Raw genomic sequence first — 15662 nt, 5'->3', positions numbered from 1 at the left:
AACTATTTCCTTGATGAGCAAAGTTGTATACAGTAAAAAGCGGTTGTTCTCTAGGTAACAAATTGAACGCAAAGGGGGGAGTAAGGTAGTGAAGAACCAAGAAGATCAACAGCAGAAAACCATGCTCTCGAAGCGTTTGAATATCCTATTTTTCCTCGTCTTTCTGATCTTTTCCGTCGTGGTACTGCGCCTGGCAGATATCCAGATCGCCCAAGGCCATGACTATGCGAAGCAGGCGAGCAAGCAAAATTTCAAAGAAACACCGATCACGGCTATACGCGGAGATATCTACGATAAGAACGGAAAAGTGATCGTAAACAACCGTGCTTCGTTCACCGCCGTCTTTCATGAACTCGACAATATGACGAGCAACGATTATTTGAACCTGGTGACCCATTTAGAAAAGGTACTGGCAGGAACAAATAAAGTATCGTTGTTAAAAAAGATGGATGTGGGCTACGAGCTGAAGGACGGAAAAATGGAAAGAACGATGCGTCTTTCCCCGAAATTGACGGAGAAGGATCTCAAATATGATTTGTCCCAAAAGGAAATCGCCTATCTGGAGGAGCACTTGAGCGACTTGCCTGGGGTTGCGGTAATAACGAAGCCCATCCGCGTCTATGATCCAAAAGAGGTGGCTGTCCAAGCGATTGGATACGTGCGTCCCTATCACGTAGCGGAAAATCTCGGTTCCGATTTCTATCTCCAACAAAAGGATCACTATCTGTCGAACCAAATGGTAGGGCTGGATGGAGTGGAAAGAAGCTACGAAGAACAGCTGCGGGGCGAAAACGGATACCAAAAATATGAGGTCACCTCCGACCAGACTATCATAAAAATGCTAGAAGAAAAGGCACCGACAAAAGGCGACGATCTGTATCTCACCATCGACGAGGATGTCCAGCTAGGGATCCGCGATTTTATCAAGGATTTCATGCCGGATTTGAGGCGAACGGTGGACAAGGCTTCTCAAGCAAAAGGCGCATACGTCGTCGCTATGGAAGTGAAAACAGGAAAAATCGTCGCGATGGTCAGCTATCCCGAATATGATCCGAATGTATGGTCGATGGGTCTGGACGGCGACACCTATGACCAAATTAAATATTCGGTTACGAACGGCACGATCAAAGAAGCTCCCTATGATGTTCGTCCCAAGACGGGCAAAGCTGCTGAAGCGGAGAATTACAAGCATCCCCAGTCAATCGTGCCAGCAGGGTCTGTCGTGAAGCCAATCACGGTACTCATGGGCATGGCGGAGAAAGTGATCAGCCCGAATGACAGCTGGATTGATCCGGGCGCTTACCACTATGGACGGGGTACGGACACGATCAATAACGACCAGCATCACAATTACGGTGTCCTCACTCCGCAAAAGGCCTTGCAGAAGTCCTCCAACACGTATATGGCCCGAGTCGGAGAGCTGATGTCCAGCAAGTACGGCAAAGAAGCGGTATCGGTCATGCAAAACTACTACCATGCATTCGGTTTAGGGGTTCAAACGGGAATTGATTTGCCTGGCGAAAACGAAGGCAAGGAAGACTACCTGGTCATGAACAAGGAATACGGCCCGCTAGCCGCTATGGTCCAATCATCCTTTGGTCAGCAAGTCCGTTTGACCACCATGCAGCTTGCCCAATACGCAGCGACCTTGGCAAACAAAGGCGTGAGGATGCAACCGCAAATCGTGGACAAGATCAAGGATAGCAAAGGAAATGTGGTGCAATCGTTCACGCCAAAAGTATTAAATACGATCAAGCTTCCCGACCTTTATTGGAATATCGTCCATAACGGGATGTATTTGGTCACGCAGCCAGGGGGAACCGCGATCAACGCATTTGCGGGATTCCCATACAAAATCGCGGCCAAAACGGGAACCTCTGAACAGGATATTTATACGCCAACCACAGTCGTAGATAAGAAAACAGGGAAATCGTCCGAAAAATGGTCGAGATACGCCCGTATTACAAATGGCGTACTGATTTCGTTTGCTCCCTTGGAAAATCCGAAATTGGCTGTCGCAGTAGTCGTACCGGAAGGCGGCTATGGCGGCCGTTCCGCAGCCAATATTGCCAGGGCAGTCTACGACATTTATGACCAGAAGGTGGGACTGGTCACACCGGTAAAAAGTGGAAAGTGAAGAAGCGCATAGGCAATGAATCTAGTGAAGGGGTCGTCCTTGTATGGAACGAGGAAAGGCCCTTTCTTCATGGAATTGTACCAAATCGTCCATTCCTTTACCCATAAGCTGTGTTATTCTTCAATAGACCGACCGTTCTGTTTGGTAAGAACGTAGGGAGGAGATGAACGATTATTAGTAAGAAAGTCTCCCGAGGCAATACAGAGACAAAGAAACGTATTGCACTCGTTTCAAAAGATTTGTTTTCCCAAAAGGGTTATCTCGGAACATCCATAGAAGACATCATCGTAGCCTCTGGAAGTAGCAAAGGCAATCTCTATCACCACTTTAAAAGTAAGGAAGGCCTGTTTCTTTATTTGATTGAAGAGCAGGTCGACGAATGGATTGAGCAATGGTCTTCCAAGGAAAAGCAATGTCAGACGGTATCTGAGAAATTATATGGTCTCGCTGATCATGTGGCCGACGAGTTAAAGAACCCTCTCACCAAAGCGGCCGAAGAGTTTCGAGGGAGTGAGACCGCCAATCCTGAGGTTGTCAAACAAATTATGCTTGCTGTTCAGAAGCAGCGGGAGGTTTTCCACTCGGTCCTGCAAGAGGCAATCGACAAAGGGGAGATAGGCGGCTATGACAAGAACCAGCTCGCCTTCATTCTGTACGCCCTCTTCGCAGGATTGGGAGCAGCACGGCATGAACGGAAGATGGAAGAGCAAATCGAGCTACATCGTATGGCGATATCCATTTTTTTGCATGGAACAACTATTCAACCAGACTGTCCACGGAAAGTGGCAGTATCACTGAAAGAAAACTAGGAGGTACACTGTGCTAAAAGATCTTGTGGCCCTCACCAAGCCGCGCATTATCCGATTGAACTTGATTGCGGCATTTGGTGGTTATTGGGTCGCTTCACGATGGGAGATTGACCTGTGGGGATTGCTGTGGATGCTACTTGGCTCCGCTTTGACTATGGCTTCTGCTTGTGTATTCAATAATTACCTGGATCGAGATTTTGATACGAAAATGGAACGTACGCGTGACCGTGCTCTTCCACAAGGGCGGATGAAGCCCCAAGCTGTGTTACTGTACGCGATCGTGCTTGGCGTAGTCGGTTCTTGTGTGTTATTTGTACTTGTCAATGAATTGGCAGGGTGGTTGGGTCTATTAGGTATTTTCGTCTATGTAGTCATCTATACAATGTGGCTGAAAAGAAATTCAACCTGGAGTACCTCTATTGGAGGGATTTCTGGCGCGATGCCTCCAGTCATTGGCTATTGCGCAGTAACTGGTGAAGTGGATATGGGGGCATGGATTATGTTTGCCTTGTTGTTCCTCTGGCAACCTGCCCATTTCTGGTCTCTCGCTATTCGACGTGTAGAGGAATACAGAGCAGCGGGATTTCCGCTCCTACCTGTCGTTAAGGGAATTACGCGGACGAAATGGCAGATGGTTCCGTATATTGTGCTGCTCGTTCCTGCCTCCGTCTTGCTGTACACCTATGGATATGTCGGTACCTATTTCTTGGTACTCTCAGTGGTATTAGCCGTTGTGTGGCTTGGCCATACGGTAGCTGGATTCAGGGCCAAAAACGATGAGAAGTGGGCGAAAACAAACTTTATTATTTCGATCAATTACTTGATGATTATGTTCCTGACGATGATTTTGGATACGAATCGTATAGTAGGATGATCTCAAATTGACTGCAATGGACCAAAAGAAACCTCGACCTTTCCAAACTAGGAAGGATCGAGGTTTTTTATGTTCTCCAAAATGAACGAAAAATTGTATATTTATACGTATTTATGAATTAATATTAATAAGAGAGGGAGCTGATAAGTGATGAATGCACAATTGGAAGAACGATCAATCAACGCCTGGCCTGCATTGGAGACGATGGTAGACGATGGCTGGCTACTGCGTTTTGCCGACGGTTATACAAAAAGAGCGAACTCCGTCTATCCGCTTTATCCCCCGACAATTACAAACCTCGAACAAAAAATAGCAGCATGTGAAAGACACTACGAAAGTAAAGGGCTCCCCACGATCTTCAAACTGACACCGTACTCCCAGCCAGCTGGCTTGGACGCCCTTCTGGAACAAAAAGGATATGCCCTCCATGCAGATACGAGTGTGCAGACGGTTTCGCTTGAGAGGATGGCATCACCTTCCATTCAGACCGTCCAAGTCTATGAAGCATGCACGGATGAATGGGTGAATGCTTTTTGTCGACTATCAAGAAAGGATGATGAAGAGAAGCGGACGATGTCACAGACGCTGCGAAAAATCATACCGTCCACTTGCTATGCTGCTCTGGTTCATGAGGGGAAAGTCGTTGCCTGCGGTCTAGGTGTTTTGGAAAGAGAATACATCGGCCTCTATGATATCGTGACAGACCCTTCCTACCGCAAGCGCGGATTTGGTGAGCAGCTGGTCTTGAGCATTTTGCAATGGGGAGTAGAACACGGTGCCAAGCATTCCTATCTGCAGGTCGTGCAAGATAATACACCAGCGCTCAGACTCTACGAAAAACTGGGGTACAAGGAAGTCTATCCGTACTGGTATCGAATACGCGACGTGGGCGTGGACAGGTCTAGCTCCACTTGATGTCTGCTGCCCGGTGGATCGGGATCTGCTCCGAGACAGTCTGTTCACGTCCGCCAGCGATCAGACGCGGCTTTGCGAATAGAGGATTGCGAGGATAGAGACTCGCGTCAAATTGCAGACTGGTTTCCTTGGCGATCGTCTCAAGCGGTACTTGATAGGTGACGAGCCTTTGGTACTCACAGCGTTCCTTGGATTGCTCCGAACTTTGCCGGATGAGAAACGAGAGACCATTCACCTGTAGTTGTTGTTCGTCTACATACAGGACGCTCTTCCAAAAACCAAAAGGAACCTGAATACCGCAGCCTGGTTCTCCACGTACGCCACAGTACTCTTCATCCTCGTCTTTGTGGATCGGTCCGGTGAGGATGATCAGTCTTTTTGCTGTGTTCAATCGTTGAATGACCCAGTCCTCCAGGCAGTTCCAGATTCCGGTGTTGAAGTTATGGTGCTGCAAGGCGATATTGGCGTAGCAGAACGAGTCGTAGTTGGCTCTTTCCGCTTCTCGTCGCTCTCCCCAGCAAATGTCCTTTCGGCGGGTGAGATGACCTTTGTCATAATCGTTTTCGGCATAATACTCGGGCCCGACCTGATTTTCCTTTCGGATCCGATCGTCAAAATGCCAGGACGTGTTATCACGCTCGATGTTCGTGGATCGACTGATGTCTACGCAGGCTGCAGAGATAATGGCGAATCGGGTACGCTGGTTCATAACGATAGAAAAGTGCGTAAAGTCAAATACGCTCCCGTTGTCCAATGCATCTGTGGCGGTGCGGCCCTGCGGTAATGGCAGTGGAATGTGGTGCTTTTCACTGAGAAAAAAAGGATCGTAGCCTGCTTTCATGAGTCCTCTCCTCCTTGGAAAATAGCTGGTTTCCACGCACAACATGTTGTATGAATATTCAGTCGTAATCGTATTATACTAGAATCGGGCAACTTGGCACACAGTCGGTCGTACTATTGGTAGTGAGGTCAAAAAGCCCAATTTGAGGGAGAGTTTAACAACATAGCTGGGGTGGGGAGAAGCAGGTTTCCGATCTGCGCTCCGGTCTTTACCCACCGAACACAAGCTAACGCTCGCGTTCGGCGGGGCCCCGTTTACACCCTGCAATGGAGTATAGACTGTCCGCTCCACAACGATTCACGGGGAAGCGGTAAAGGAGTAGCCGCTCCGAAGCGGATACAGAGGTACCGCTTCTGGATCCCGTGAATTCGTTGTTCCGCTTAGCTGGGTTCCGGAGTCGCTCCGCCAGGAAACCTGCTTCTCCTGCGAGCTGTTGTGGTTTCTAGCTACCTGGTGTTAAGGGGTCAAGGGAGTAAAAGCTTAGTTTCCCAATCTTCGCGCTTCGAAGGATATGGGTTAATCAAGTGAAAAACGAAGACATCCAATATGTCCGTTCGACGTGTCACGGGAGCGAATGAATAGGGAGAACCAAGCTTTCGTTCTTCTTTGGTATTGTCCCACGAAGGGTTTTTTTCAAAGAAACTCCGTGGAAGGCTCTCAAGAAAAGGCAGGCAAGTGGAAGAGCCAAAGCTGGCAGAGGAAAAGGGAGAAAAAAGCGAAGATCTTTGGGACAGGATCGGCTACTTTGGACGCGGTTTCTCTTTTTTCATGGAACCGTACAGGGATGACCCCTCAGCAGGGGACCCAAGAAGCTGGAGCGTTTTCTCCATTTTCCTCCACTCCACTACAGTCTGACCAAGTGCAAAAAAAGGACGCGGGTGCACTTCAATTTCCCGCGTTTTTCTTTTTTCTTACTCTTTTTGCAAAAGCTTATAGATTTTCAAAGCGAGCTGAATTTGCAGGAGCTCCTCGGAATGCTTCAGATCGGTGCCAAGAATTTCTTTGATTTTATCGATCCGATAGATGAACGTGTTGCGATGAATAAACATGGCCTTTGCCGCTTCGCTCACATTTTGGTTGTGGGCAAAGTAACCCTCCAAAGTCGTCATGAAGCTGGTGCCAAAACCAAGATCGTGCTCATGGACTTTCCCCAGACGTTTCAGAAAAAAGTCCTCCAGCTCACTCGCCTTGATATTCGATTCGAGAAAGTGATAGATCGAATAATCCTCAAAGTGAGAGACTGATCGTTTTCCGTCAAACTTGTGCATCAGCCGGATCGCTTCATGGGCTTCGGAAAAGCTCTTGTGCAAGGAAGTGATCGTTTTGTACTGACGGCCGATCCCGACAGAGAACGTCGTTTTCTTGATTTTTGCCAGCAAAGTCTCGTACAGCTCGTCGGCAAACTGCTTCGCTTCATTGACCGTGATAGTGGGTCTGTATTCATTTTGCCCGATGAGGACGATGATCCGGTTGTTTCGGTAAAAACACATCAGTTCTCCGTTTGCTTGACTGGCATGCTCGTAGACGAGATCCACGCATTTTTTGGCGATATGATCTTGCTCATATTTTCTTACGACCATATCCTCCAGACTGCCCAGCACGTCCGGTTCGATCGTAATGACCATGCAGTAGTACATGTAGCTGGCGTTGATGCCGTGCAGATCGCACAATGGCTGGATGGAATCGATAGAAGTCAGCTTTCCGGTGAGCAAGTCATCAAAAAAGTCCTGCCGGATCGTCAGCTTGACCTCCTCGATCTCCCGTGCCCGGATGCGCTCTAGGGCCAAGATGGTAGAGGATTGCTCCAGGACAATATAGTCAAACTCGGTCAGCTCCCGAACCGTCTGCCACACGATGATATATCCGTAGATGTAATTGGCGACCGCGACAGGAAGAATGCGACATTTAATTTCGCGACCTTTGGAATAATAGATTCGTTTGACTGATTTTTTGATCTGACTGATGTTGCGGGGAATCGTCTCCGTAAAGTCTTTCGTAAATACAGGACGATTTCTCACCAGATGCAGACAAGAGGAGAGTGGCACAGGATTGTTCTCGACTTCTGTATAGTGGAGCAAGTTCCAGTCCCGGTCCAGAAAGAGGATCGGGTTGTTGATCGTGTCAGACAGCTCAGCGGAAATCCGGTCGATTCCCCCGCCCTCCAGCGCGATGCGAAACAGGATGTTGTGCATGTCCAACGACTTTCGGTTGAGCAAGTCATATCTACCCGATGCCTTTTCATTGATGATCGCGATCACTTTGGACAAGGTGTATTCAAAGGGGATCGTCAGCAGCGGGAGTCCAAGCTGGTTGGCCAGATCGATCATGTTCTGCGGGATTTCGTCGAAGTAGCGATGCATTTTGATGCACAGACCCGAGCAGTTGATTTCCGCGAGCTCCCTGATGATGCGATTTTGCAATTCTTCATTGTCTTTAAAAATATAGCCGGTAGAAAGGAGCAATTCATTGGGCATGAGCCAGTCGAACGCATCGGGATTTTCCATGATATTGACGATAGAAACGACGTTATCGACGCCGTTTTGTCCGGCAATAATGCGCATCCCATCGATCGATTTAATGTGGAGTAAGTCTTTAATCGTCAGCATTCGCTTCCCTCCCTTACCGCTTTCCAAGCATTTTGTAAAATTGTGCATCGTGCACAATGGAGAGTATCTTTTTTTAGTTTGGATACACAATGACGGCCACTCGTATCCTGTCTACAATAATGCTGCAGGGGGTGTTATATGTCGAAAAAGGCGAGTTTTATGCCTTTTTTTGCTACAAGCCCCGCTATTTCACCCGGCTTAGCAACCAGAATCGTGAATTATACCAGTCAACTATATCATAGGGACCTGATTGTGCAATCTGTTCTTTTTTGTACGATCGGATACTAAGGAAATTCTAAGGTTGATAGTATAAGCGCAACTAAGGCTTCACCTGTGCCGGGGGCTTGGCAAAGCCAAGTTTTCTAAAGAGGCTGACTAAGATTATAGGAGGTACTACATGTCTGATAATCAACTCGTACAATCGTTCCTTGAGGCAGCAAGCCAGGGGGATGTCGCAGCACTCCAATCATATGTAGCGCAAGGCGTCGATCTTAATGCACGGAACAAGCAGAAACGAACGGCGATCCTGCTCGCGGCGATGAACGACCACTATGACGCAGTGGCGTATTTGATCGAGGCAGGGGCAGATATCGACCTGCAAGACGAAACCTGCTTTAATCCGTTCTTATTTGGCTGCGTCAATGGAAAATTAGAACTCGTGAAAATGATGGTTAAAGCCAATACAAACGTGGAACTCGTCACTCGCTTTGGGGGAGTGGGTATCACACCTGCGAGTGAAAAAGGTCACGTGGAAATCGTGCATGAGCTGTTGACGACGACGGACATCAATGTAAACCACACCAATACGTGCGGATGGACTCCACTCATCGAAGCAATCATCCTGAACGACGGCGGAGAAAGACAGCAGACAATCATAAAAATGCTCATCGAACACGGTGCTAATGTTCACATGGTAGATAAATACGGCGTGACACCGCTGACGCTCGCCAGACAAAAAGGCTACACTGAAATCGAACAAATTTTGCTGGAAGCCGGAGCGAAGTAAATTTGTGTGAATCATGCTCAAGCATTGTCGGGCGATGCCGGTTTTGTAAAGAGGATCGCGAGCAGCAGGTTCAGCGGGATTGTACACAGCATCTTTGACAAGACCATCAACATTCAGTGTTCGGAAAATGGTGAGTTGTATACGATTGCCTGTAACCAATTGGATAACGGGCCCAATACGCTAGTGGTTGATCGTAAGCGCTTCCAAAATAGTGGTATTGCCGTGAATGACCAAGTGCTTGTCAGCGATGGCATGGTATCCGTGGGAAAGCAGTTCACCATCTCCTGTCAGGATCATGTAGTCAGATGGGAATGTGTGCTACCTGCTTATCCTTCTGATCAAGGAAGTCTTTTGGGAAATGTGGCAGTCATGAAGGATTACCTGGCCGCTCACGGAAAGACAGGCGGCATGAAAAAGGTGCTCCAACCAGCCAATGTATTTGAAGCGGAAGTCTCTCGGCTGTTGGTGTCACGGTCGAGCCAGCTCGTCGAAGATCTGGCTGCGCTCAGATGGTCTAAGGCGCACGAGCACTCCATTGGACTTGTCGGTCTTGGACCTGGGCTGACACCGTCAGGAGACGATTTCTTAACGGGATTGTTTAGCGTTTACCACATGCCGAACATCCCGCGTTGTTTGCCACATTCATTTTTCGCAGAGATCGTCCTAGCCTCTGCTCAGCGGACGAATGAAATCAGCTTCATGATGCTAAAAAAAGCGGCGATCGGCCACGTAAGAGAATCGATCGTCCGTCTGCTCCAATCCATAATTAGTGGAACCACAGAAGAGGTGGTTCTCTCTTTGGGCCATGTCCTGAACATTGGCTCATCGTCTGGCACAGACATGGCGCTAGGGCTGCTCAGTGGATTGGAACTCCAAATAGAAGCGGGAGGTAACGTATGTCTATCAAAGTCGTGATCAAGAAAAGCACCTATTTTGATTCGGTTTCGTTGATGTCTCTATCGACCAAGGCGAACCAGATCGCAGGTGTGGAACAGGCGGTTATCGCCATGGGTACGGAAATGAACAAGGAAGTGCTGCGCAACGTCGGGCTTTTGACGCCCGAATTGGAAGAGGCGAAAAGCAGTGACCTGATGATCGTCGTCAAAGCAGAGACAGACGAGCTTTGCGAGAATGCATTCACAGGCATCGAGGAGCTGTTCACGAAAAAGGGCGAAACCAAAGGGGCGAGCGAGATCAAGTACGCCACCATTGATTCCGCGGCAAAAAGTATCCCCGAGGCGAATCTGGCGATCATTTCCGTCAACGGTGCATTCGCAGCGAGAGAAGCCCGGAAGGCACTGGAGAACGACTTGCACGTCATGTTGTTCAGCGACAATGTCAGCATCGAAGACGAGATCGCTTTGAAGCAATTCGCACACGAAAAAGGCTTGCTGTTGATGGGACCTGACTGCGGGACCGCGATTATCGGAAATGTAGCTCTGTGCTTTGGCAACGCTGTACGCAAAGGAAACATCGGTATCGTGGCAGCATCCGGAACGGGCAGCCAGGAGGTCAGCGTTCGCATTCACGATTTTGGTGGCGGTATTACGCAGCTCATTGGTACCGGTGGGCGTGATTTGAGCGAGCAGGTGGGCGGCATCATGATGCTGGATGGCATCAAGGCATTGGACGAGGATGAGGCGACGAAAGTCATCGTGCTCATTTCCAAGCCACCTGCACCAAGCGTGGAAGAAAAAGTGCTGGCACAAGTGAAACAATGCAAAAAACCGGTTGTTGTTTATTTCATTGGTGGTAAAGAAGAAGCGGTACTTGCAGCAGGCGGGCATTTTGCCAAAACCTCGAAAGAAGCTGCGCTCAAAGCCGTTGTTCTGGCAGGAGCCAACGAAGACGAAATCAACAAACGTGCATTGAACTGGCCGCTGATCGAAGAAGTGCGTGCCAAATTGACAGCGGAGCAAAAATACGTTCGCGGACTGTTCTGCGGCGGTACCTTGTGTGATGAAGCGATGTACATCGCAATGGAAACGTTTGAAGACGTATACAGCAACATTCAGAAGAATCCGGATTACAAGCTGAAAAACCTGCATGTGAGCCAAGCCCACACCTTCCTGGATATGGGTGACGACGATTTCACGAACGGCAAGCCGCATCCGATGATCGATCCATCCACGCGCATCGCTAGATTCTTGGAGGAAGCAAAAGATCCATCTGTGGGTGTCATCCTCATGGACTTTATCCTGGGCTTCGGTTCCCACGAAGATCCAGTAGGTGTCATGCTGCCGGCGATTATCGAGGCGAAAAAGCAGGCAGAAAAAGACGGGAGACATCTGGAAATATTGGGCTATGTAATGGGTACAGATCTGGATTCGCCGAAGCTGGAAGATCAGGTGGGCAAGCTGATGGCCGCTGGAGTGACGATTGCCAGCAGCAGTACCAATGCAGGTCTTTTGGCCAGAGAATTTGTTGGGAAAGGGGCGTAACCAACCATGAGTAAAATCAATGAGCTGTTCTCAAATAAAATACATGCCATCAACGTAGGGATCGAATTCTTTAAAGATGACATCATCAAGCAGCAAGGAAGTGCGACGCATCTGGAATGGAAACCGCCAGGCGGTGGAAAGCCTGAATTAATCGCCGCTCTGGACAGACTGGAAAATGCTGCACTGGCAGAAAAAATCGAAGCAGCAAACAAGCTGGCAGTCGAGCGAATCATTCAATCGCAGCCGATGCTAGTTGGCTTCGACCAAGCAATCAATGTGGTTCCAGGCATGACGAAGACTACCATCCTGCACGCAGGACCACCGATTACGTGGGACCGTATGTGCGGAGGGATGAAGGGTGCCGTGACTGGCGCTCTCGTGTTCGAAGGCTTGGCAAAAGATATCGAAGAGGCCGAGAAGGTAGCGGCGTCTGGGGCGATTACTTTCTCCCCATGCCACGAGCATAATTGCGTAGGCTCCATGGCGGGTGTCACTTCTGCTTCGATGTACATGCATGTCGTCAAAAATAAAACATATGGCAACGTGGCTTATACAAACCTAAGTGAGCAAATGTCCAAAATTCTCCGAATGGGTGCAAATGACGAAAGTGTCATTACACGTCTGAACTGGATGCGCGACGTGCTCGGTCCGATGCTGCGCGAGGCGATGAAAATTGCCGGAGAGATCGATTTGCGCCTGCTGCTCGCCCAAGCGCTACACATGGGTGACGAGTGCCACAACCGGAATAATGCGGGTACGAGTTTGTTGATTCAAGCGCTGACGCCGTACATTTTAGAAACAGATTTCACCAAGGAGCAAAAGCGCGAAGTCTTTGATTTCGTCGCGAGCAGCGATTATTTCTCCGGTCCGACCTGGATGGCCTTGTGCAAATGCGCACTTGATGCGGCACATGGTATCGAACACAGCACGATCGTCACCACGATGGCCCGCAATGGCGTAGAATTCGGAATCCGTGTGAGCGGTATGCCAGGAAATACATGGTTTACGGGTCCGGCTCAAAAGGTAGTAGGGCCGATGTTTGCAGGGTACAAGCCGGAAGATTCCGGTCTGGATATCGGAGACAGCGCAATTACAGAGACATACGGTATCGGCGGATTCGCGATGGCAGCTGCTCCAGCGATTGTCGCATTGGTAGGCGGAACCGTGGATGAAGCAATTGGTTTCTCGACCAAGATGAAGGAAATCACGACAGCAGAGAACCCGAATGTAACGATTCCGATTCTGAATTTCCAAGGGGTAGCGACGGGTATCGATATTCGCAATGTGGTGCAAACGGGGATTCTACCGATCATCAATACAGCGATTGCCCACAAGGAAGCTGGAATTGGCATGATCGGAGCAGGGATTACGTACCCGCCTGCTGAGGCTTTTGAAAAAGCACTCCTGACCTTAAGCGAACGCATCAGCTAACAAGTTTTTTCCTGCGATCACGCGACTTTCGCAGTACAGGGGACAGTTTCTCATGACGCTGTGAGAGTCGAGTGTGAGGGGAGGGCTTGATGAAGGAGATGGAACATGGCACAGGTAGAATGGAAAGCAGCACAAGAAGAAGCAGCACGTGAAGAGTGGAAATCCTATGGGTATTCCGAAGATATTTTACCGAAGTCAACTGCACAAAGAGACTGGGGTACGTTTTCTTACATTACGGTCTGGATGGGCGCCGTTCATAACATCATGTCGTACATGACAGTAGCCGGGTTTTTCGCTCTCGGTCTGAGCGTGCCAGAGGTTTTTATGGCCGTGATGCTGTCTGCTATCATCGTTTCGGCTGGTTATGTGCTGAACGGCTACTCAGCTTCCAAGTACGGGATTCCGTTTGCGATGCTGTTGCGAGATTCATTCGGTGTAAAAGGTTCTGTCATTCCTGCGCTATGCCGCGGACTGGTGGCAGGGGTCGTCTTCTTTGGAGCAACGACAGTAGTAGGGGCGCAATCATTGAACGTGATTTTTGCGAAAATTTTTCCGGGCTACATGACCTGGGGAGCTGGATTTGACATATTCGGCTTGGATTTTCCCACGATGCTCTCCTACATTCTTTTATGGCTGGTCACGGTTTTATTGTTTTTAGGTGGAATGAACATCTTGAGTGTATTTAGCAAGTATTCGTCGCCTGTGGTGTACATCTTCATCATCGGGGCAGCGATCTGGGCCATCTGGATCGCAGGTGGTATCGGTCCTATTATGGACTATGTGCCAGTCAAGCCAATGGAGAATGGGCTCGTATTCATCGCATGCGTGAGTGCCTTGGTATCCAACTGGGCAGGTCCAATCGTCAACATCGCAGACCTGACACAACGGGCCAAAACGCCGCGAGCGCCGATGATTGGTCTTCCGATCGGGATGATCGTTTCTTATGTACTCTTTGCCATTACGTGCATCGGGCTGATTGTCGGAACCGAAATCGCATTTGGACAGCCGATCTTTAATATCGTCGACGCGATTGGCAAAATCGAAAATCCGTTTGCAGTCATCGTGCTGATTCTGGCCCTGAATGTAGGCGCTACTGGCTTTGTGGTATTTGGTAATCTGTTGCCTGCTGGCCTGCAAATGACGGCGCTCCTGCCAAAATGGTTTACGGTCAAGTCTGCAGGTATCTGGACAGCAGTGATTGGCACGCTTATTTTACCTTGGAAGCTGGTGTCGAGCACGGAGACGCTGTACTTGTTTTATAGCTTCATTGGCTCCATGTACGGACCGATTGCAGGGATCATGCTCTCGAGCTATTACATTGAACGGAAAAGAAGATTGAACTTGTCCACGATGTACGTGAAACCAGGTGATAACGGCGAGTACTCCAATGGATACAACGTCGTGGCCTGCACCATCATGGCAATCAGCTTCATTCTTCCGATGTCCGGCGCATTTCTCAAGAATGTCCCTCTGCTGTCTACGCTGAATCAATTTGCCTTTTTCAGTGGGCTGATTCTTTCCTTCGTACTCTATACACTTTGCCATCGCATGAACAAACCGAACGGAAGCGTTTCCTGACAGCATGATCTCATTGCCGAGTGAAGCGTAGAGTTGATATCACTTGAAAGAAGGGTATACGGATGGGAGAACTTGTTATTGTAGCCATCGGAGGCAACGCATTAGTCAGAGAAAATGGACGTGATTCGATTCAGGATCAGTATGAAGCTGTGAGAGAAACGGTCACCCATATTGCAGATATGATCGAGGAAGGCTACAAGGTAGTCGTAACGCACGGCAACGGTCCGCAGGTCGGATTTGCGATGCGCCGTTGCGAGATTGCCAACGAAATTACCGGGATGCCTACGATTCCTTTGGTCAATTGCGTGGCAGAAACACAGGGTGGAATCGGTTACCAGATCCAGCAGGCGCTGACGAACGAATTTGCCAAGCGCGGGATGAAACAAAAAGTAGCGAGCGTCATCACACAAGTGGAAGTCAGCATCGATGATCCAAACTTCCAAAATCCTACGAAGCCAGTCGGCTCCTTCTTTACCCTGGAACAATCAGAAGCGATGAAGGCTGAGCATCCAGACTGGGTCATGGTGGAGGATTCCGGTCGGGGCTATCGTCGAGTCGTTCCTTCTCCGCGGCCGATTGATATCATCGAAAAGGATGCAATCAAGTCGCTGATTGATTCCGGCTACGTGGTGATTGCGGCAGGTGGAGGAGGCATTCCAGTCGTGAAAAAAGGCGACAATGAGTATGACGGGATCGATGCCGTCATCGACAAAGACTTTGCCACGAGCTTGCTGGCAGAGCAAATTCACGCTGAGACACTGATCATCACCACAGGAGTTCCTCGCGTCTGCATCAACTTCGGAAAACCGGATCAAAAAGCGTTGGAGCAAATCAGCGTGGAAGAAACCAAGAAGTATATCGAGCAGGATCACTTTGCCAAGGGCAGCATGCTGCCGAAGATCGAGGCGAGCCTGAGCTTTTTGGAGAAAAACGGGTCCAGAGTCATCATCACGAACCCGGAGAGCCTCAAGGAAGCAGTCAACAACAAGGCAGGCACTCACATTGTGAGATAAGAGCATAGTAG

12 protein-coding genes and 1 pseudogene are annotated in these 15662 nt (G+C 49.1%); 11 read left to right on the top strand and 2 right to left on the bottom strand.

Going from position 1 to position 15662, the window contains the following annotated elements:
* The first annotated feature begins 88 nt into the window (after positions 1 to 88).
* The 5 genes and pseudogenes from AN963_RS12120 to AN963_RS12105 all read left to right on the top strand — a co-directional run bounded on the left by AN963_RS12120 (position 89) and on the right by AN963_RS12105 (position 4735).
* Positions 89 to 2137, top strand: coding sequence for a peptidoglycan D,D-transpeptidase FtsI family protein (locus AN963_RS12120; protein WP_236707967.1), 2049 nt, complete (start codon positions 89 to 91; stop codon positions 2135 to 2137).
* Positions 2138 to 2376: 239 nt separating this feature from the next.
* Positions 2377 to 2481 (top strand): annotated as a pseudogene (locus AN963_RS32275) (TetR/AcrR family transcriptional regulator); the annotation flags it as partial.
* A 12-nt stretch (positions 2482 to 2493) separates the two neighbouring features.
* The gene (locus tag AN963_RS12115; RefSeq protein ID WP_236707966.1) at positions 2494 to 2946 is read left to right on the top strand and encodes a TetR family transcriptional regulator C-terminal domain-containing protein; all 453 of its coding nucleotides are present in this window, start codon (positions 2494 to 2496) and stop codon (positions 2944 to 2946) included.
* 10 nt (positions 2947 to 2956) lie between these two features.
* A complete protein-coding gene (gene cyoE, locus AN963_RS12110) occupies positions 2957 to 3820 on the top strand; it encodes a heme o synthase (RefSeq protein ID WP_055744855.1) in 864 nt (287 codons plus the stop codon).
* Between the two features lie 150 nt (positions 3821 to 3970).
* Positions 3971 to 4735 carry a GNAT family N-acetyltransferase gene (locus tag AN963_RS12105; RefSeq protein ID WP_055744854.1) on the top strand — a complete coding sequence of 255 codons (765 nt, stop codon included), beginning with the start codon at positions 3971 to 3973 and terminating at the stop codon, positions 4733 to 4735.
* On the opposite strand, the gene AN963_RS12100 is transcribed toward AN963_RS12105, so the two are convergent.
* Together AN963_RS12100 and AN963_RS12090 are read right to left on the bottom strand one after the other, a co-directional pair.
* The gene (locus AN963_RS12100; RefSeq protein WP_055744853.1) at positions 4722 to 5576 is read right to left on the bottom strand and encodes a DNA/RNA non-specific endonuclease; all 855 of its coding nucleotides are present in this window, start codon (positions 5574 to 5576) and stop codon (positions 4722 to 4724) included. The genes AN963_RS12105 and AN963_RS12100 overlap by 14 nt on opposite strands.
* Before the next feature lie 911 nt (positions 5577 to 6487).
* Positions 6488 to 8182: a PucR family transcriptional regulator gene (locus AN963_RS12090; protein ID WP_055744851.1), complete on the bottom strand. Its 1695-nt coding sequence runs from the start codon at positions 8180 to 8182 to the stop codon at positions 6488 to 6490.
* Between the two features lie 397 nt (positions 8183 to 8579).
* On the opposite strand from AN963_RS12090, the gene AN963_RS12085 reads away from it, so the two are divergent.
* The 6 genes from AN963_RS12085 to arcC all read left to right on the top strand — a co-directional run bounded on the left by AN963_RS12085 (position 8580) and on the right by arcC (position 15651).
* Positions 8580 to 9188 (top strand): ankyrin repeat domain-containing protein, encoded by a 609-nt coding sequence (locus AN963_RS12085; protein WP_055744850.1) that lies wholly within the window; start codon positions 8580 to 8582, stop codon positions 9186 to 9188.
* Positions 9189 to 9194: 6 nt separating this feature from the next.
* Positions 9195 to 10103: a DUF2877 domain-containing protein gene (locus AN963_RS12080; protein WP_236707965.1), complete on the top strand. Its 909-nt coding sequence runs from the start codon at positions 9195 to 9197 to the stop codon at positions 10101 to 10103.
* On the top strand, positions 10085 to 11629 hold the full coding sequence (gene fdrA, locus AN963_RS12075; protein ID WP_055744848.1) for an acyl-CoA synthetase FdrA: 1545 nt from the start codon (positions 10085 to 10087) through the stop codon (positions 11627 to 11629). The genes AN963_RS12080 and fdrA overlap by 19 nt, the downstream gene beginning before the upstream one ends.
* 6 nt (positions 11630 to 11635) lie before the next feature.
* On the top strand, positions 11636 to 13060 hold the full coding sequence (locus tag AN963_RS12070) for a YlbE family protein (RefSeq protein ID WP_055744847.1): 1425 nt from the start codon (positions 11636 to 11638) through the stop codon (positions 13058 to 13060).
* Positions 13061 to 13165: 105 nt separating this feature from the next.
* On the top strand, positions 13166 to 14638 hold the full coding sequence (locus AN963_RS12065; protein ID WP_055744846.1) for a cytosine permease: 1473 nt from the start codon (positions 13166 to 13168) through the stop codon (positions 14636 to 14638).
* A gap of 62 nt (positions 14639 to 14700) precedes the next feature.
* A complete protein-coding gene (gene arcC / locus AN963_RS12060; protein ID WP_055744845.1) occupies positions 14701 to 15651 on the top strand; it encodes a carbamate kinase in 951 nt (316 codons plus the stop codon).
* Positions 15652 to 15662: the final 11 nt, after the last annotated feature.

The organism is Brevibacillus choshinensis, from assembly GCF_001420695.1.
In the GTDB taxonomy this organism is placed as follows: Bacteria; Bacillota; Bacilli; order Brevibacillales; family Brevibacillaceae; genus Brevibacillus; species Brevibacillus choshinensis.
Note: the sequence above shows the minus strand (reverse complement) of the source record. Positions and strands in the feature narration are given on the sequence as shown.

Excerpts from the sequence above, each read along its gene's own strand:
- AN963_RS12105 (WP_055744854.1), top strand. The coding sequence starts at position 3,971 with ATGAATGCACAATTGGAAGAACGATCAATCAACGCCTGGCCTGCATTG.
- arcC (WP_055744845.1), top strand. The coding sequence starts at position 14,701 with ATGGGAGAACTTGTTATTGTAGCCATCGGAGGCAACGCATTAGTCAGA.
- AN963_RS12065 (WP_055744846.1), top strand. The coding sequence starts at position 13,166 with ATGGCACAGGTAGAATGGAAAGCAGCACAAGAAGAAGCAGCACGTGAA.
- AN963_RS12090 (WP_055744851.1), bottom strand. The coding sequence starts at position 8,182 with ATGCTGACGATTAAAGACTTACTCCACATTAAATCGATCGATGGGATG.
- AN963_RS12085 (WP_055744850.1), top strand. The coding sequence starts at position 8,580 with ATGTCTGATAATCAACTCGTACAATCGTTCCTTGAGGCAGCAAGCCAG.
- AN963_RS12070 (WP_055744847.1), top strand. The coding sequence starts at position 11,636 with ATGAGTAAAATCAATGAGCTGTTCTCAAATAAAATACATGCCATCAAC.
- AN963_RS12100 (WP_055744853.1), bottom strand. The coding sequence starts at position 5,576 with ATGAAAGCAGGCTACGATCCTTTTTTTCTCAGTGAAAAGCACCACATT.
- fdrA (WP_055744848.1), top strand. The coding sequence starts at position 10,085 with ATGTCTATCAAAGTCGTGATCAAGAAAAGCACCTATTTTGATTCGGTT.